We start from the raw sequence: 17,371 nt of genomic DNA, 5'->3' as shown, positions 1-17,371 counted from the left end.
TCGGCAACCTTGATGTGCCGGCCGGGTTCACCGCCGCCGCGCTGGCGGAGAGGTTCGCCCTCGAGCTGATCGGAGACGGCGGCCTCGTCGTCTCGGGCGTCGCCACGCTGGCGCACGCAACGGCCGGCCAGCTGTCGTTCTTGTCCAACCCGCGCTACCGCGGCCAGCTGGCGGATTCGCAGGCGGGCGTGGTGGTGATGCGCGCCGCGGACGCGGAGGACTACGCCGGAACCGCGCTGCTCGCCGCCGATCCTTACGTCGCGTTCGCCAGGATCGCCGCCTTGTTCGACCCGCCTCCTCCGTTGGAGCCGGGCATCCACGCCAGCGCCGTGGTGCACGCGTCGGCCAGCGTCGACCCGGGCGCGCAGGTCGACGCGTTCTGCAGCATCGGCGCGCGTTCGCGCATTGCCGCCGGCGCGGTGATCGGCCCGGGCTGCGTGATCGGCGATGACTGCGTGGTCGGCGAAGGCTCAAGGCTGGTCGCGCGCGTGACCCTGGTGCGCCGCGTGCGCCTGGGCAAGCGCGTGCTCATCCATCCAGGCGCCGTGCTCGGCGCCGACGGCTTCGGCCTGGCGATGGACGCCGGGCACTGGATCAAGGTGCCGCAGCAGGGCGGCGTGCTGGTCGGCGACGACTGCGAAATCGGCGCCAACACCACCATCGACCGCGGCGCGATCGAGGACACGGTGCTCGGCGACGACGTACGCCTCGACAACCAGATCCAGATCGGCCACAACGTGCGCATCGGCGCGCATACGGCGATGGCCGGCTGCGCGGCGGTGGCCGGCAGCGCCACGATCGGCAGCTACTGCCTGGTCGGCGGCGCCGCGGGCATCCTCGGCCACCTCGAAGTCTGCGACCGCGTGATGATCACCGCGATGAGCCTGGTCACCAGCTCGATCCGCGAACCGGGAGAGTATTCTTCCGGCACCCCGCTGATGCCGAACCGCGAGTGGCGCAGGAACGCCGCGCGCTTCCGGCAACTCGATACACTGGCACGCAGGGTCAACGCCCAGGACAAACCCGCGCGCGACAAGGAGGATTGATGTCCGCACCCGTGACCATGCCGATCGACATCGCCGAAATCTGGCGCATGTTGCCGCACCGCTTCCCGTTCCTGCTGATCGACCGCGTGGTCGAGTTCGAACCCGGCAAGCGCGTGTTCGGATACAAGAACGTCAGCGCCAACGAGCCGTTCTTCCAGGGCCACTTCCCCGACAAGCCGGTCATGCCGGGCGTGCTGGTGATCGAGTCCCTGGCGCAGGCCGGCGGCATCCTGACCCAGCTCACCCGCGGCACCAGCGCCGAGGGGCGGCTGTCCTACCTGGTCAAGATCGACAACGCCAAGTTCTCGCGCATGGTGGTGCCCGGCGATCGCCTCGACCTGGAAGTGACGATCCGCCGCGAGATCCGCAACATGACGCAGTACTGCGGCATCGCCAGCGTCGACGGGCAACAGGTGGCCAGCGCCGACATCCTCTGCGCCGAGGTCAAGAGCTGACGTGGGCGACGCATCGGTTCACGCCAGCGCGGTGGTCGATCCGTCGGCGCGGATCGGAAGCGGCGTCGAGATCGGCGCCTTCACCATCGTCGGCGCCGACGTCGAGATCGGCGACGGCACCCGCATCGGTCCGCACTGCAGCATCCACGGCCCCACCCGCATCGGCCGCGACAACCACGTGCACGGCCACGCCGCGATCGGTGGCGACCCGCAGGACAAGAAATACGGCGGCGAACGCGTCGAACTGGTCATCGGCGACCGCAACGTGATCCGCGAATTCGTCACCATCAACCGCGGCACCGGCGGCGGTGGCGGTGCGACGCGGATCGGCGACGATAACTGGCTGCTGGCCTATACCCACATCGCCCACGATTGCCAGGTGGGCAACCACTGCGTGTTCTCCAACAACTCCACGCTTGCCGGCCACGTGGAGATCGGCGACTGGGTGATCATGAGCGGCTTCGCCGGCATCCACCAGTTCTGCCGGATCGGCGCCCACGCCTTCATCGGCATGGGCGCGCTGGTCAACGGCGACGTGCCGCCCTACCTGCTCGTCGCTTCCGAGGATTACGGCCGACCACGCGGAATCAACAGCGAAGGCCTCAAGCGCCGCGGCTTCGATGCCGACCGGATCGCCGCGATCAAGCGCGCCTACCGCGCGGTGTACCTCGCTGGCGGCAGCCTGGCCGACGCCAGGCAACGACTCGCGGAGATCGCGGCCGAAAGCGGCGACGTGCGCGAGTTCCTCGACTTCATCGAGCGCGGCGAGCGGCCGTTGGCGCGTTGAGCGCCTGAATCGGAACCCGCACCGGGGATTCGCCGAAGCCGGCCTTGTTCCCGGATACGCCGCGTGGCGCCCTGCGGCAGAATGCGAGGCGCCCAGCAATCGTGGTCCTCGCCTTGCCCAGTTCCCAATTCCCAACCCCCAGCGCTCTTCAACAGCCGCAGGCTGGTCATCCCGCTCCAAGGCGCTTCGTGCTTTGCGCAGGCGAAGCTTCCGGCGACCTGCTCGGCGCAGGACTGATCGAGCAGCTGCGCGCGCGCTTTCCGGACGCGCAGTTCGCCGGGATCGGAGGCGATGCGATGCGCGCGGCGGGCTTCGAGGCCTGGCACGACGCGCAGGAGCTGGCGGTGATGGGGCTTGCCGAGGTGCTGGCGCACCTGCCGCGGCTGCTGCAGCTGCGCCGCGGTTTCCGCCAGCGGGTGCTCGACTGGAAGCCGGACGCCTTCATCGGCATCGACGCACCGGATTTCAACCTGGGCGTCGAGAAGTGGCTCAAGCAGCGCGGCGTGCGCACGGTGCACTACGTCAGCCCGTCGGTCTGGGCCTGGCGCGAGAAGCGCGCGGAAAGGATCGGGCAAAGCGCGGACCGGGTGCTGTGCCTGTTCCCGATGGAGCCGCCGATCTACGCGCGCCACGACGTGGACGCACGCTTCGTCGGCCATCCGCTCGCCGACGCGATGCCGCTGGAGCCCGACCGCGCGACCGCGCGCGCGCAACTTGGCCTGCACGCCGACGCACCCGTGCTCGCCGTGCTGCCCGGCTCGCGCCTGGGCGAGATCGCGCGCCTGGGCGAGCCGTTTCTCGCCGCCGCCGCGCAGGTCGCGGCCGAAGTCCCCGGCCTGCAGGTCGTCATTCCCGCCGCCAACGCGGCGTGCCGGCAGGCGCTCGAGAGCCTGCTTTCGCGGTCCCCGGTCACCGGCGCGCAGCCGCGGCTCCTCGACGGCCAGGCGCGCACGGCAATGGTCGCGGCCGACGTGGTGCTGCTGGCTTCGGGCACCGCAACGCTCGAAGCGATGCTGGCCAAGCGCCCGATGGTGGTCGGCTACCGGATCGCCCCGCTCACCCACGCGATCGTCAAGGGGCTGGGCATGCTGAAAGTCGATCGCTATGCGTTGCCGAACGTGCTCGCCGGCGCGGACCTCGCCCCGGAACTGATGCAGGCCGACTGCACGCCCGACAGGCTCGCCGATGCGGTGCTGGGCTGGTTGCGCAATCCGGAATCGGTGGCCTCGCTGCAGTCGCGCTATCGCGAGATCCACGAGGAACTGCGGCAGGACGCGTCGTTGCGTGCCGCCGAAGCGGTGGCCGGGCTGGTCGGCGGCACGCAGGCCGGATTCCGATAGCGTCGCCGGTCGCTGGTCGCAGCTGCCGGCTGTTGGGGCGTTGCTTTCCTGATCCCGACAGCAATTTTCGCGCAGATCGCGGGAACACCGATCGGAGAGCCTCAGGCGGGAGCGTGGAAACCTCTGGGCGTATTTTCTGGGCACAGCCCTGGCCGCCAATGTCCGGGCTTACCTGTGCGTGCAAGCTTGGCGCTCCCGAGCCAGAGTGGCGAAGGGCACTCCCCAGGCTCCTCCCACCACAAGACCACTGGGCCCGCTGCGAGGCATCCGCGCGAGCATCGCCGCTTCCGGCCCGGCTGACCCTGCGACGCAGCCACGGCATAATCGCCCGATGTCCGCGACATCCGCCTGCCTCGCTCCACCCGCCCGCATCGCCCCGCCCGCGCCCCACATCGCCGGCGTCGACGAGGCGGGCCGGGGACCGCTCGCAGGCCCGGTCGTCGTCGCCGCGGTCGTGTTCGCGCCCGGGCGCACGCCGGTCAACGGCCTGGACGATTCCAAGCAGCTCACTGCCGCGCGGCGCGAAACGCTGTACTCGCGCATCGTCGAACGCGCGCTCGCCTGGACGGTAGTGTTCATCGAAGTCGACGAGATCGACCGCCTCAACATATTCCACGCCACCATGCTCGGCATGCGGCGGGCTCTGGAGGGCGTGCTGCCGGCGCTCGAAGGCCAGGCCTGCCTGGCGCGGATCGACGGCAACCACCTGCCGCGCCCCCTGCCCTGTGCAGCGGAGGCCTGGATCGGCGGCGACGCGCGCGACCGCTCGATCATGGCCGCATCGATCCTCGCCAAGGTCTCGCGCGACCGCTTCATGCGCGAACTGCACGACACCTGGCCGCGCTACGGCTTCGACCTGCACAAGGGCTATTCGACCCCGGCGCACCTGGCGGCGCTGCGCGACCACGGGCCCTGCCCGCAGCACCGCCGCAGCTTCGCCCCGGTGCGTGACTGCGCGCAGGGCACGCTGCTTCCCGAGCCGGCCTGAACTCCCGTCCCGCCAAGGGCGCTGGCTGGTGATGTCAAGCCTTGTCCGGACCCTGCCCGCAGCCTAACCTGCTGTTCTCGTTGGCAGACTGCTCTTTTCGCAAGACTGCTTCCTTCGCAAGACTGCCGCCAAGGCGCCACCTGCCGCTGTTCCACGGATCCGTCCTGCCCCGGCCGGGCGTTTCGTGACGCAGCGGGTGCCTGGACGGCGTCCGCACCGCAGCACCCAGGCACCCGGATGTCCGCCCGTTTCGCCCACCTCCACCTGCACAGCGAGTACTCGCTCGCCGACTCGACGATCCGCATCCCGGAACTCGTCGAGCGCTGCGTTGCGCTGGGGCAACCGGCGGTCGCGGTCACCGATCGCAACAACCTGTTCGCGCTGGTCAAGTTCTACCGCGCCGCGGAGGCGGCCGGGATCAAGCCGATCGCGGGCGCGGACGTGTTCATCGCCGAAGGCGACGAGCCGCCCTCGCGGCTGACCCTGCTGTGCCGCGACCACGCCGGCTACCTGACGCTGTCGAGGCTGCTGACGCAGGCCTGGATGGGAGGCCAGCGACACGACGGCGTGGTGCTTCGCCCGCAGTGGCTGGCCGCGAACAACGGCGGCCTGTTCGCGCTCGCCGGTCGCCACGCGCAGATCGGGCAACTGGCCGACACCGGCCGCCACGACCTCGCCGAACAGGCGCTGGCCGACCTGCAGCGCCAGTTCGGCGATCGCATCCATCTCGAACTCACCCGCTGCGGCCTCGACGGCGAGGACGGGTTCAACGACTTCGCGCTGCACGCTTCGGGCAAGCTCGGGATCCCGGTGGTGGCCAGCAACGACGTGCGCTTCCTCGCGCCCGAAGGCTTCCACGCGCACGAAGCGCGCGTGTGCATCGCGTCCGGGCGCGTACTCGACGACCCGCGCCGGCCGCACGATTACGGCAAGCAGCAGTACCTCAAATCCAGCGACGAGATGGCGGCGCTGTTCGAGGACGTGCCCGATGCGATCGACAACGCGCTGGCGCTGGCGCAGCGCTGCAACCTCGAGCTGCGGCTGGGCACGTACTACCTGCCGGCGTTCCCGGTGCCGTCGGACCACACGCTCGACTCCTGGATCCGCAGCGAGGCGCGCGACGGCCTGGCACGGCGGCTGCAGACGCAGCCGCTGGCCGAAGGCCACGACCGCGCCAGCTATGCCGCGCGGCTGGAAACCGAGCTCGACGTCATCATCAAGATGGGGTTCCCGGGCTACTTCCTGATCGTCGCGGACTTCATCAACTGGGCCAAGGACCACGGCATCCCGGTCGGCCCCGGGCGCGGCTCCGGCGCCGGCTCGCTGGTGGCCTGGGCGCTGGGCATCACCGACCTCGACCCGTTGCCCTACGACCTGCTGTTCGAGCGCTTCCTCAACCCCGAACGCGTGTCGATGCCCGACTTCGACATCGACTTCTGCATGGACCGCCGCGACGAGGTGATCGATTACGTCGCTGCGAAATACGGCCGCGACCGCGTCAGCCAGATCATCACCTACGGCACCATGGCGGCCAAGGCGGTGGTGCGCGACACCGGTCGCGTGCTGGGCTTCCCGTACGGCTTCGTCGACGGCATCGCCAAGCTGATCCCGCTGACGCTCGGCATTTCGCTCGACGATGCGCTGGGGCGTTCCGAGGCGGCGCGCAAGAATCCGGAACTCGCCAGCAGCGAGCTGATCGCGCGCTACAACGACGAGGACGACGTCCGCGACCTGCTCGACCTCGCCCTGCAGCTCGAGGACCTCACCCGCAACGCCGGCAAGCACGCCGGCGGCGTGGTGATCGCGCCCACCCCGCTCAGCGATTTCTGCCCGCTGTTCGCCGAACACGATGGCGATGGACGCGGCCGCAACCCGGTCACGCAGTTCGACAAGGACGACGTCGAGGCGGTCGGCCTGGTGAAGTTCGACTTCCTGGGGCTGCGCACGCTCACGATCATCGACTGGGCGGTCAAGGCGATCAATGCGCGCACCGCGGCAACGGGCAATGAAGCAGGAGCAGCCGGCGCAGCCGCCGGGCCGCGTCCCGCGCTCGACATCACCACCATCCCGCTCGACGACGCGAAGACGTACCAGCTGTTCGCCCGCGGCGACACCGTCGCGGTGTTCCAGTTCGAATCGCGCGGCATGCGCGAGTTGCTCAAGCGCGCGCAGCCGGACCGGTTCGAGGACCTGATCGCGTTGAACTCGCTGTTCCGGCCGGGGCCGATGGACCTGATCCCCGACTTCATCGAGCGCAAGCACGGGCGCGCCCAGGTGGAGTACCCGCATCCTCTGCTCGAATCGGTGCTGGCGCCCACCTATGGCGTGGTGGTGTACCAGGAACAGGTGATGCAGACCGCGCAGATCCTGGCGGGCTATTCGCTCGGCGGCGCCGACCTGCTGCGGCGCGCGATGGGCAAGAAGAAAGTCGAGGAGATGGCCAAGGAGCGGGCCAAGTTCGAAGCCGGCGCGCTCGAGCACCACGGCATCGAGCCGCGCGTGTCGGGACCGATCTTCGATCTGCTGGAAAAGTTCGCCGGCTACGGCTTCAACAAGTCGCACGCCGCCGCCTATTCGCTGGTCGCCTACCAGACCGCGTGGCTGAAGGTGCACCACCCGGCGCAGTTCATGGCCGCGGTGCTGTCGTCGGACATGGACAGCACCGACAAGGTGGTGATGTTCCTCGACGAAGCGCGCGCGATGGGGCTGACGGTGCTGCCGCCTGACGTCAACGCCTCGAACTACATGTTCGAGGCGATCGACGAGCGGACCATCCGCTACGGCCTGGGCGCGGTGAAGGGCGTGGGCCGCGGCGCCTGCGAGGCGATCGCGGCCGAGCGCGCCGGACAGGGGGCGTACGACGACCTGCTCGACTTCTGCCAGCGCGTCGAATCGACCAAGTTGAACCGACGCACGCTCGAGGCACTGGTGAACTCGGGGGCGCTCGACGCCCTGGGCAGCAACCGCGCCACGCTGATGCTGCAGTTGCCGGAGGTGCTCAAGGCGACCGAGCAGATGGCGCGCGAGCGCGAGGCCGGACAGGTGTCATTGTTCGGCGGGTTCGCCGAGCCGGCTTCGCCCACCCGCATCGAACTGCAGGAAGCGAGCGAGTGGCCGCTGGCGCAGAAGCTCGCCGGCGAGCGCGACACCCTCGGCCACTACCTCAGCGGACACCCGCTCGATCCCTACCGCGACGAACTGGAGGCGCTGGTCGGCAGCGACCTGGGCCAGCTCGACGCGCTGTGGGCCGCGGGCCAGGGCAACGGCCCGCAGAAGGAAGGCCGCAGCTGGCGCCCCGAAACCACCGCGATCATCGCCGGCCAGGTCACCGGCATGCGCAAGCGCGGCGATTCGCAGGCGTTCGTGCAGCTGGAGGACGGACGCGGCCGCATCGAATGCGCGTTCTTCGCCGAAGCCTATTTCGAGTTCGCCCAGCTGCTCACCCGCGACCGGATCCTGGTGGTCGAGGGCGGCCTGCGCGAGGACGAGTTCAGCGGCGGCTTCTCGCTGCGCGCGCGGCGCTGCTGGGATTTCCACCAGGTCTGCCCGCAGAGCGCGAAGCGCCTGAACCTGCGCCTGGACCTGCGCGTGGCCGGCGTGCTCGACCGCATCGAGGCGTTGCTCGCCCAGCACCGCCCCGGCGCCACGCCGCTGCGCTACGACCTGCTGCTGCCCGACGGTGCCGCCGGCACGCTCGACCTCAACGGCGGCCACTCGGTGCGCGCCGACGCCGACCTGATCGGCACCCTGCGCGCGCAGCCCGGCGTGCGCGCGGTGAAGCTGGCGATGGGCAGCCGGCCGTGGGCCAGCTGAGCGCTCAGAACACCGACAGCCCGGTCATCTGCGCGAAGCGGTGCAGCGCGTAGCGGCCAAGCAGCGAGTTGCCCTTGTCATCGAGCCCCGGGTACCAGGTGCACAGGCTCATCACGTGCGGAACCACCGCGACGATGCCGCCGCCCACGCCGCTCTTGGCCGGCAGTCCCACGTAGAAGGCGAAGTCGCCGGCGGCGTCGTAGGTGCCGGCGGTCATCATCAGCGCGTTGATGCGGGTGGACAGCTCGTAGCTCACCACCCGCTCGCCGGCCACCCCGCAATGCCCGCGCTTGGCCAGGTACTGCACGCTGCGCGCAAGGTCTACGCAATCCATGCTCAGCGAACACTGCAGCCAGTAGAAGTCGAGCACCGCCTCGACGTCGTTCTCCAGGTTGCCGTAGCTCTTGATGAAGTTGGCCATCGCCACGTTGCGGTAGCCGCTCTCGCGCTCGGACCGGGCGACCACGATATCGCTGCCGACCGCCGGGTTGCCCGAGCGCCGACGCATGAATTCCAGCAGCGCCTGGGCGGCATCGTCGTAGTTGGACAGGACCACGTCGGCCACCACCAGGGCCCCGGCGTTCATGAAGGGATTGCGCGGGATGCCCTTCTCGTACTCCAGCTGGATCAGCGAATTGAACGGATCGCCCGACGGCTCGCGGTCCACGCGCTGCCACAGGTCGTCGCCCACCGCATCCAGCGCCAGCGTGAGCGTGTGGACCTTGGAAATGCTCTGGATGGAGAAGCGCTGGCGCGATTCGCCGACTTCGAAAACTTCACCATCGACCGTGACCACCGCCATGCCGAAGCGATCCAGCGGCACCATGGCCAGCGAATCGATGTAGCCGGCCACTTCGCCTTCGCCCAGGCGCGCCCGGACCTCTTCGTGGATGGTGCCGAGAATGTCCGGCAGGTCGAGGCTGCCGAGGTCGAACTGGCTCTGGATGGGTTCGTGCATGGGCGTGGCGGCATGAGGGGCTGTCCAGCTTGCCGCAGACCGGCACGCGGCGGCCACCCCGACCCCGCGCGCTTGCCACGCGGCTGGCCGGCCGGGAAGCGGCCGTATCCAGCCCGGCGGCATCGCGTCAGCGCTGTACGCCTCGGTATGGCCGGGGTCGGTCGGCTAGACTGTGGCGATCCACGGCAGCCCGGCTGCCCGAGAGCCCGCTACGGATGAACCCGAACTATCTAGACTTCGAACAGCCCATCGCCGACCTCGAGGCGAAGATCCAGGACTTGCGCCAGGCCAGCACCGGGCCGGCGGTCAACATCGACGCCGAATTGCACACGCTGCAGGACAAGCTGCGCCTGCGCACGGCGCAGATCTTCCGCGACCTGTCGCCATGGCAGGTGTCGCAGCTGGCGCGCCACCCGGCGCGGCCGTACACCAACGACTACATCCGCGTGATCTGCGACGAGTTCCAGGAGCTGGCCGGCGACCGCGCCTACTCCGACGATGCGGCCATCGTCGGCGGCCTCGGCCGCATCAGCGGCCGCAGCGTGATGATCATCGGCCACCAGAAGGGCCGCGACACCAAGGCCAAGGTGCGCCGCAACTTCGGCATGCCGCGCCCCGAGGGTTACCGCAAGGCGCTGCGGCTGATGAAGATGGCCGAGCGCTTCAGGCTGCCGCTGCTGACCTTCATCGACACCCCCGGCGCCTACCCCGGCATTGGTGCCGAGGAGCGCGGCCAGTCGGAGGCGATCGCGCGCAACCTGCTGGAGATGTCGGAACTGAAGATCCCGATCGTCTGCACCGTGATCGGCGAAGGCGGCTCCGGCGGCGCGCTGGCGATCGGCGTCGGCGACCGCACGGTGATGCTCGAATACAGCACCTATTCGGTGATCTCCCCCGAGGGCTGCGCCTCGATCCTGTGGAAGGACGCGGCCAAGGCGCGCGATGCGGCCGAGCAGCTCGGCCTGACCGCCAAGCGCCTGCTGGAGCTGGGCCTGATCGACAAGCTGGTGCGCGAGCCGATCGGCGGCGCGCACCGCAATCCGAAGCAGACCGCGACCCGGTTGAAGGCCGTGCTGCTCAACGAACTCGATGCGCTCGAAGCGCTGCCCACGCAGGACCTGCTGGAGAAGCGCTACCGGCGCCTGCGCGGATACGGGGCGTTCGAGGCGGCCTGACCGCGACGGGCGCCAGCGACGGACCGACGGGGCAGGATTGCGGTTGTATCAGGCGGATGATCCAGGCGCGCACTGCGCGTGCGACAGGGGAAGGGGATGAGCGAGTCGATCGACCGCATCAACATGCGGACCATGACCAACGCCTCGGTGGTCGCGCAGTACGCGCGTCCGTCGGAGCTCAGCGCCGCCGAACAGGCGACCCTTGCCCGGGTGGCCCCGCTGGCGCGGGACAAACCGATCCTCGACATCGGCGTGGGCGGCGGGCGCACGGTCGAAGCGCTGCGCGCCATCAGCGCCGACTACCTGGGGATCGATTACAGCCAGGACATGGTCGACGCGTGCCGGCAGCGATTCCCGGGCGTGCGGTTCGACCTTGCCGACGCGCGAGCGATGTCGGCCGTGGCGGACGACTCCATCTTCCTTGCCGTGTTCAGCTGCAACGGCATCGGCATGGTGTCGCACGCCGACCGCCTGCAGATCCTGCGCGAGGTCCGGCGCGTGCTGCAGCCCGGCGGGATCTTCGTGTTCTCGACCCACAACCGCAACTCGCCCGAATACCGGCGCGGCTTCCAGTTCCCGCAGTTCCAGTGGACGCTGCATCCGCTGCGCGCCGCGGTGCGCCTGTCGCGCTTCGCCGCGCAGACCGCGCTGCGCCTGCGCAACCGCAGGCGGTTCAGGCCGCACGAAGTGCACGCGGACGACTACTCGGTGATCAACGACGTCTGCCACCACTACGGCACGATGCTGTACTACGTGACGCTGGAGAAGCAGCGCTGGCAGCTGGAGGACGCGGGATTCGAACGCGATGCCGAAGCCTTCGACCTCGACGGGCGGCCCGTGCACGACGACACCGCCCATGATTCGATCGCCCTGATCGCGCGCAAGCCGCTGCTGGTCGCCGACCTGTCGAAATCGCCCGAGGCTTGCCGCTCGCCGGCCTGAGGCGCTGCGCCTGGTCGATTCGACCTGGCGCTGCGCTTCATCGCTCCCAGGCGCGCAGGTATTGCGGCGGCGCCTCGATCTCCACGCCCAGCGCCTTCGACGCGCGACGCGGAAAGTACGGATCGCGCAGGAGCTCGCGCGCCAGCAGCACCACGTCGGCGTCGCCGTCCGCGACGATGGCCTCGGCCTGCGCAGGTTCGGTGATCAGCCCGACCGCGCCGGTGGCGACCCCGGCTTCGCGGCGGATGCACGCCGCAAAAGGCACCTGGTAGCCCGGGCCGGACGTGATCGCCTGGCGCGGGTCGAGGCCGCCGCTGGACACGTCGACCAGGTCCACGCCGAGTTGCCCGGCAACGCGCGCCAGCTCGACGCTCTGTGCCAGGTCCCAGCCGCCATCGACCCAGTCGGTCGCGGAGATCCGCAGCCACAGCGGCAGCTGCTCCGGCCACGCGTCGCGGACCGCGGCGATCACCTCGCGCACCAGGCGCGTGCGGCCGTCGAAATCGCCGCCATAGGCGTCGTCGCGGCGGTTCGACAGCGGCGACAGGAATTCATGCAGCAGGTAGCCGTGCGCGGCGTGGATCTCGACGATGCGGAAGCCCGCGGCATGCGCGCGCAGCGCCGCGGCGCGATAGTCGGCGACGACCCTGGCCATGCCATCGCGGTCGAGCGCGACCGGCAGCGGATAATCCGCGTCGAACCGCATCGCGGAAGGCGCGACCACCTGCCAGCCGCCGTCCTGCACCGGCACTTCGCCCGACCCGCGCCAGGGCGCATACGTGCTGCCCTTGCGTCCGGCGTGCGCCAGCTGCATCGCGGGAATCGCGCCCTGCCCGGCGATGAAGGCCGCGACCGGCGCCCATGCCCCGGCCTGCGCATCGTTCCAGATCCCGGCGTCCTGCGGCGAAATGCGGCCTTCGGGCGAGACCGCCGTGGCTTCGGTGAACACCACCGCCGCGCCGCCGACCGCGCGGCTGCCCAAGTGCACCCGATGCCAATCGTCCGGCATGCCGTCGATGGAGGAGTACTGGCACATCGGCGACACCGCGATGCGGTTGCGCAGCTGCAGGCCACGCTGCTGCAGGGGCTGGAACAGACGGCTCATCGGGGATCGACCTCGTGCGGGGGATCGGACCACTGTAGCGGGCCGTGGGGCGCAGCCAAACCATGCACGCGGATCACTGCGTCGCGGCGCATGGCACCATCGCGCCCATGAGCGATGCCCTGCCGGCCGGTTTCACCGCGAGGCCCCGCGCCGACGGCGCGGAGCGACCGGTGCTGGTCGGGCTCAGCGGGGGACTCGATTCGGTGGTGCTCCTGCACCTGTTGGCGATGCAGCCGGCGATCCGCGCCGGAGGATTGCGCGCCATCCACGTGCACCACGGACTGCAGGCGGCCGCCGACGAATGGGCCGCGCATTGCCACGCGCTGTGCAGTGGACTCGGCGTCCCGCTGCAGGTGGCGCGGGTGGAAGTCGCGCGCGATGCAGGCAGCGGACTGGAAGCCGCCGCGCGTGTGGCCCGGCGACGGGCCTTCGCCGCGGCGCTGGACGACGACGGGGCGCTGGCGCTGGCGCATCACCGCGACGACCAGGCCGAGACCTTCCTGCTGCGGGCGCTGCGCGCCTCCGGGCCTGACGGACTGGCGGCGATGCGTCCGTGGCAGCGCTTCGCCGGCGGATGGCTGTGGCGGCCCCTGCTGGGCGTGCCGCGCGCGCAGCTGCTGGCCCATGCGCGCGACCATGCGCTGCGCTGGGTCGAAGACCCCGGCAACGACGACACGGCGCACGACCGCAACTTCCTGCGCCACCGGCTGCTGCCGCTGCTGCGCGAGCGTTGGCCGGGGGCGGACGCGGCATTTGCCCGCAGCGCGGCGCTCTCGGCCGAGGCCAGCGACTTGCTCCTGGAGGGCGACGAGGCAGCGCTTGCCACCGCGCGCACGCGCGACCCGCAGGCGCTGTCGGTCGCTGCGCTCGGCCTCATGCCGCGCGCCCGCCGCGCGCGCGTGCTGCGACGCTGGATCGCGACGCTCGCGCTGCCACCCTTGCCGGCGCAGGGCATCGAGCGGATCGAAGGGGACCTGTTGGTCGCCACCGCGGACAGCGATGCCGCGTTCGAATGGCAAGGCGCCAGGATCCGTCGCTGGCGCGGCCTGTTGCACGCGGGTCCAGGGCGCGCTCCCCTGCCGTCATCCTGGCGGGCGCGCTGGGACGGAAGGGACGCTTTGCCGCTGCCTGGCGGCGGGCAACTGCGGCTGGAAGGCGTCGACGCCTTCGACATCCCGCTCCACGCGCACGCGCGTCAGGGCGGCGAACGCATCCACCTGCCCGGCCGTCGCCATTCGCATGCGCTCAAGCACGTGCTGCAGGCCGCCGGCGTACCGCCATGGCAGCGCGAGCATCTGCCGCTGCTGTCCGATGCCGCGGGCACGGTGCTGGCCGCGGGCGACCTCGCGGTGTCCGCGCCGCTGGATGCCTGGCTGCGCGCGCGCGGTGCGCGGCTGGCGTGGCAATCCGGGCCGGCGCGCGACGACATCGGCAATCTCGAAGGCGCCGATCCGACGCCGCGGCGTCGCCCCTGAAACCGGGCTTGTCGTAAACTGCGCGCATGCCCCGCAAATCCACCCCCGACGTCGACACCGAGAGCTCTCCCGTCGCCAATTTCGAGGCCTCGCTCGACGCGCTCGAGCAGCTGGTCGAGAAGATGGAGCACGGCGAGCTCAGCCTCGAGGAATCGCTGGCCGCCTACGAACGCGGCGTCGGCCTGTATCGCCGGTGCCAGCAGGCGCTGGAACAGGCCGAGCTGCGGGTCAAGCTGCTCAGCGATCCGGACAACCCGGCGGCGGCCGAACCGTTCGGCCCTACAGCCGACGCCTAGCGCGTGGATCGCGACCTGGCGCAGGTGATCGCGCAGTGGCGCCTGCGCATCGACGCCGCGCTTGAACGCACCCTGCCCCCGGCGGGCGAATCGCCTCAACGACTGCACGCCGCCATGCGCCACGCCGCACTGCTCGGCGGCAAGCGCATGCGGCCGCTGCTGGTGCATGCCACCGGCGCCGCGTTCGGTGCCGACATGGCGCTGCTCGACGCGCCGGCGCTGGCGGTCGAGCTGGTTCACGCCTATTCGCTGGTGCACGACGACCTGCCGGCGATGGACGACGACGCCCTGCGCCGCGGCCAGCCCACCTTGCACGTCGCCTTCGACGAGGCGACCGCGATCCTCGCCGGCGACGCGCTGCAGTCGCTGGCCTTCGCCACGCTCGCGCAGGCCCCCGGCAGTGCCGACGCGCGCATCGACATGCTGCGGGAGCTCGCCCTTGCCGCCGGCTCGCGCGGAATGTGCGGCGGGCAGGCGCTGGACATCGAGGCCACCGGCGCCGCGGAGCGTTTTGGCGTCGATGAGCTCGAAGATCTCCATTCGCTCAAGACCGGGGCGCTGCTGCGTGCGTCGGTGCGGCTGGGCGCGATCGCCGCGGGCGTCGACGCCTCCGCGCGCGCGGCCCTGGACCGCTACGCCGACGCGCTCGGCCTCGCCTTCCAGGTCCGCGACGACCTGCTCGACGTCGAAGGCGACAGCGCCACGCTGGGCAAGACCGCGGGCAAGGACGCGGCCCAGGACAAGGCCACGTTCCCGGCGCTGATCGGCATCGACGCGTCGCGCGCGCGGCTGGAGTCGCTGCGCGCGGAGATGACCGACGCGCTGGCGCCGTTCGGGGATCGCGTCGCCGTGCTCGCCGAGCTGGGTCGGCAGGCCATCGAGCGCGTCCGCTGACGCGCCCGGCAAAAGTCCGACGAAATCGCACCGCGAACGGTGCCGCGCCAAGGCGCAAGCAGGCATAGTTCGGAATCGGGACCAAGGGGCAACGCAGGCCGGAACCCCGGAGGCAGGCGAGTCCGTAAAAAGTGCCTGCGGGATGCCATACCAGGGGAGCCACGCCATGGGGAACGCGATGCCTTGGTACAAGCGCGTCGAGCGCTGGTTCGAGGCCGCGATGGCCGCGGCGAGCTACACCTTCATCAGCCGCTGGGGCGCGCTCGAGCGCGGCTACCGCAGGCCCTATGCCAGGCTCGCGCTGCGGCTGAAGTTCGCCTTCTATCCGCTGCTTGCGGTGGCCGCGCTGGGCTGGCTGGCCTGGGACTGGCACCACGACCGCAACCTCGCCGCCGCCGAGAATGCGATCTTCGACACCGTGATCGGGCTGCGTCCGGCCGAGCCCCGGCCCTCGGGGAAAGTGGTGGTGGTGGAGATCGACGACTGTTCGATCGAGTTCTATCGCAGCCTCGGCCTGGGCGGCTGGCCGTGGAGCCGGCAGCGCCATGCCGACCTGCTCGACGCGCTGGACCGCGCCGGCGTGGACACCGTCGGCTACGACATCCAGTTCATCGAACGCGCGCAGGCCGACCCCGCCGGCGACCTGGTGCTGGAGGCCATGGCCGAGGGCGGCGAGGGCCGCTTCGTGTTTGGCTCGGCGCGGGTGCCCGCGTCCTTCGCGCGGACCGGCAACACCACGCCGGTGTCGGAGGTACCCAACGCGTTCGCGCTGGCGGCGCACCCGGCAACGCCGGGCCCCGGGCTCGTCCTGCTGCTGCCCTACGGCGAGGCGATGCAGCGCCACAGTGCGCTGCTCGATGTCGATCGCAGCGGCGACGGGGTGCTGCGCGACATCCGGCTGCGCCAGGCGTTCGGCGACTGGGCCCTGCCTTCGCTCGCGCTGCTGGTCGCCAGCCGGGCCAGCGGCCAGCCGGCCGCCAGCTTCCCCGCGTCGGTGCGGGTGGACTGGCGCAAGCACTCCAGGCTGCCCTACGCCAGCGCGGCGGACCTGATCGAAGGCCGCCCGGTCTGCAGCCGTGGCAAACCGCCACCGCTGACGGGGGCCGCCGTGCTGGTCGGCTACACCGCTTCGGGGCTCAACGACGCCAAGCCCACGCCGGTCAATCCCGCCACGCCCGGCGTGGAAGTGCATGCCGAAGCGGTCGAGGCGCTGCTGGCCGACTCCTCGATCTGGATGCCGCCGGCGGGCTTCAAGTACCTGCTCGCCGCGCTGCTGGTCGTCTTCAGCTGCTTCGTGTTCTGGCGCGGCGAGCCGTCATGGGACATGGACGCGGTGTTCTTCGCCAGCAACCTCGCGCTGCTGGGCGCCGCGTTCGTGGGGCTGAGCCTGTACGGGGTGTTCTTCGACATCTTCGCGGCGCTGGCATTCGTGAGCCTGGTGTTCGGGCTGTGCCGCAGCTACGCCGCCACGCAGCGCGGGCGCGCGGTGGGCAACGACGACTACCGCCCGCAGTTCGACCCGGCGCTCGATCGCTGGCTGGCCATGGTGCGCCTGCGCTTCGTGCCCGAGGACGAAGGTACCGGCCGCAGGGAAAGCCGGCGCCGCATCCGCGAGTACCGCCGCCGGCTGCGCGGCTGGCTCTATCGCGGGCCGCGAGCGGTCGCGATCGAGGGCATCGTCGAATACAAGCATTTCCTGTACGAATCGCTGATGGACATCACCGTGCTGATGTGGGGCGGGCCGGACCGCGACAGCGTGGAGGCCACCGCGCGGCGCGAACTGCAGGCGCTGTGCGAGCATCTGGCCGGGCACGACGACGTGCTGTCCAGCGATGGCAGCGTCCGGGTGGCCAGCCTGGTCAGCGAGGCGGTCGCCCGGGACGAACCGATCGCGAAGACCCGCGCCCGCGTCTGCTCGGTGCTGGGCCAGCTGCTTGCCAGCAGCGATGAGCAGGCACTGTCGGCGGGGCACGCGTTCCTGCCGGGCGAATCTCACGGCGAGGCCCTGGAGGCCGGAAGGCCCGCTGCGGGGAAGGACTGACGCTCCTGCAGCCGCCTCGCAGGCGACCGCGAGCCGATGTGGCATTTTCCGGCCTC

At 70.7% G+C, this 17,371-nt stretch carries 14 protein-coding genes; 12 read left to right on the top strand and 2 right to left on the bottom strand.

The genetic code is table 11. The annotated features are described in order from the left end of the window. Positions 1-14: 14 nt before the first annotated feature. From lpxD to dnaE, 6 genes are all read left to right on the top strand, one after another. Entirely contained in the window at positions 15-1,046 is a 1,032-nt protein-coding gene (gene lpxD / locus ACFOM9_RS03495; RefSeq protein ID WP_386707290.1) for a UDP-3-O-(3-hydroxymyristoyl)glucosamine N-acyltransferase, read from the top strand. Further along, positions 1,046-1,501, top strand: coding sequence for a 3-hydroxyacyl-ACP dehydratase FabZ (gene fabZ, locus ACFOM9_RS03490; protein ID WP_386706211.1), 456 nt, complete (start codon positions 1,046-1,048; stop codon positions 1,499-1,501). Before lpxD ends, fabZ begins: the two co-directional genes overlap by 1 nt. Position 1,502: 1 nt before the next feature. Continuing rightward, complete coding sequence (lpxA, locus tag ACFOM9_RS03485) at positions 1,503-2,288, top strand: acyl-ACP--UDP-N-acetylglucosamine O-acyltransferase (protein WP_386706209.1); 786 nt, start codon at positions 1,503-1,505, stop codon at positions 2,286-2,288. A 71-nt stretch (positions 2,289-2,359) separates the two neighbouring features. After that, on the top strand, positions 2,360-3,628 hold the full coding sequence (gene lpxB, locus ACFOM9_RS03480) for a lipid-A-disaccharide synthase (RefSeq protein WP_386707287.1): 1,269 nt from the start codon (positions 2,360-2,362) through the stop codon (positions 3,626-3,628). Positions 3,629-3,959: 331 nt separating this feature from the next. Continuing rightward, positions 3,960-4,616 carry a ribonuclease HII gene (locus ACFOM9_RS03475; protein ID WP_386706207.1) on the top strand — a complete coding sequence of 219 codons (657 nt, stop codon included), beginning with the start codon at positions 3,960-3,962 and terminating at the stop codon, positions 4,614-4,616. Between the two features lie 237 nt (positions 4,617-4,853). Beyond that, on the top strand, positions 4,854-8,429 hold the full coding sequence (dnaE, locus tag ACFOM9_RS03470) for a DNA polymerase III subunit alpha (protein WP_386706205.1): 3,576 nt from the start codon (positions 4,854-4,856) through the stop codon (positions 8,427-8,429). A gap of 4 nt (positions 8,430-8,433) precedes the next feature. Here the strand turns inward: dnaE and ACFOM9_RS03465 are convergent, their stop codons facing one another. Further along, the gene (locus ACFOM9_RS03465; RefSeq protein WP_386706203.1) at positions 8,434-9,387 is read right to left on the bottom strand and encodes a glutaminase; all 954 of its coding nucleotides are present in this window, start codon (positions 9,385-9,387) and stop codon (positions 8,434-8,436) included. Between the two features lie 215 nt (positions 9,388-9,602). On the opposite strand from ACFOM9_RS03465, the gene ACFOM9_RS03460 reads away from it, so the two are divergent. Both ACFOM9_RS03460 and ACFOM9_RS03455 read left to right on the top strand, forming a co-directional pair. Continuing rightward, positions 9,603-10,562, top strand: a complete 960-nt coding sequence (locus tag ACFOM9_RS03460) for an acetyl-CoA carboxylase carboxyltransferase subunit alpha (protein ID WP_386706201.1) — start codon at positions 9,603-9,605, stop codon at positions 10,560-10,562. Between the two features lie 96 nt (positions 10,563-10,658). Further along, a complete protein-coding gene (locus ACFOM9_RS03455; protein ID WP_386706199.1) occupies positions 10,659-11,504 on the top strand; it encodes a class I SAM-dependent methyltransferase in 846 nt (281 codons plus the stop codon). Between the two features lie 37 nt (positions 11,505-11,541). On the opposite strand, the gene ACFOM9_RS03450 is transcribed toward ACFOM9_RS03455, so the two are convergent. Continuing rightward, entirely contained in the window at positions 11,542-12,609 is a 1,068-nt protein-coding gene (locus ACFOM9_RS03450) for an NADH:flavin oxidoreductase/NADH oxidase (RefSeq protein WP_386706197.1), read from the bottom strand. 107 nt (positions 12,610-12,716) lie between these two features. Here ACFOM9_RS03450 and tilS point away from each other — a divergent pair, with 107 nt between their 5' ends. The 4 genes from tilS to ACFOM9_RS03430 all read left to right on the top strand — a co-directional run bounded on the left by tilS (position 12,717) and on the right by ACFOM9_RS03430 (position 17,315). Further along, positions 12,717-14,084, top strand: a complete 1,368-nt coding sequence (gene tilS / locus ACFOM9_RS03445) for a tRNA lysidine(34) synthetase TilS (protein ID WP_386706196.1) — start codon at positions 12,717-12,719, stop codon at positions 14,082-14,084. Positions 14,085-14,110: 26 nt separating this feature from the next. Then, positions 14,111-14,380 carry an exodeoxyribonuclease VII small subunit gene (locus tag ACFOM9_RS03440; RefSeq protein ID WP_386706194.1) on the top strand — a complete coding sequence of 90 codons (270 nt, stop codon included), beginning with the start codon at positions 14,111-14,113 and terminating at the stop codon, positions 14,378-14,380. A gap of 15 nt (positions 14,381-14,395) precedes the next feature. Beyond that, the gene (locus ACFOM9_RS03435) at positions 14,396-15,274 is read left to right on the top strand and encodes a polyprenyl synthetase family protein (RefSeq protein ID WP_386707284.1); all 879 of its coding nucleotides are present in this window, start codon (positions 14,396-14,398) and stop codon (positions 15,272-15,274) included. 166 nt (positions 15,275-15,440) lie between these two features. Further along, the gene (locus ACFOM9_RS03430) at positions 15,441-17,315 is read left to right on the top strand and encodes a CHASE2 domain-containing protein (protein ID WP_386706192.1); all 1,875 of its coding nucleotides are present in this window, start codon (positions 15,441-15,443) and stop codon (positions 17,313-17,315) included. The last annotated feature ends 56 nt before the right edge of the window (positions 17,316-17,371 follow it).

The organism is Luteimonas notoginsengisoli (genome assembly GCF_042648885.1).
Taxonomy (GTDB): Bacteria; Pseudomonadota; Gammaproteobacteria; order Xanthomonadales; family Xanthomonadaceae; genus Luteimonas; species Luteimonas notoginsengisoli.
The sequence above is the reverse complement of the archived record's forward strand: the minus strand, read 5'-3'. Positions and strand labels throughout refer to the sequence as shown.

Excerpts from the sequence above, each read along its gene's own strand:
- fabZ (WP_386706211.1), top strand. The coding sequence starts at position 1,046 with ATGTCCGCACCCGTGACCATGCCGATCGACATCGCCGAAATCTGGCGC.
- ACFOM9_RS03475 (WP_386706207.1), top strand. The coding sequence starts at position 3,960 with ATGTCCGCGACATCCGCCTGCCTCGCTCCACCCGCCCGCATCGCCCCG.
- dnaE (WP_386706205.1), top strand. The coding sequence starts at position 4,854 with ATGTCCGCCCGTTTCGCCCACCTCCACCTGCACAGCGAGTACTCGCTC.
- ACFOM9_RS03465 (WP_386706203.1), bottom strand. The coding sequence starts at position 9,387 with ATGCACGAACCCATCCAGAGCCAGTTCGACCTCGGCAGCCTCGACCTG.
- ACFOM9_RS03460 (WP_386706201.1), top strand. The coding sequence starts at position 9,603 with ATGAACCCGAACTATCTAGACTTCGAACAGCCCATCGCCGACCTCGAG.
- ACFOM9_RS03455 (WP_386706199.1), top strand. The coding sequence starts at position 10,659 with ATGAGCGAGTCGATCGACCGCATCAACATGCGGACCATGACCAACGCC.
- ACFOM9_RS03450 (WP_386706197.1), bottom strand. The coding sequence starts at position 12,609 with ATGAGCCGTCTGTTCCAGCCCCTGCAGCAGCGTGGCCTGCAGCTGCGC.
- tilS (WP_386706196.1), top strand. The coding sequence starts at position 12,717 with ATGAGCGATGCCCTGCCGGCCGGTTTCACCGCGAGGCCCCGCGCCGAC.
- ACFOM9_RS03440 (WP_386706194.1), top strand. The coding sequence starts at position 14,111 with ATGCCCCGCAAATCCACCCCCGACGTCGACACCGAGAGCTCTCCCGTC.
- ACFOM9_RS03430 (WP_386706192.1), top strand. The coding sequence starts at position 15,441 with ATGGGGAACGCGATGCCTTGGTACAAGCGCGTCGAGCGCTGGTTCGAG.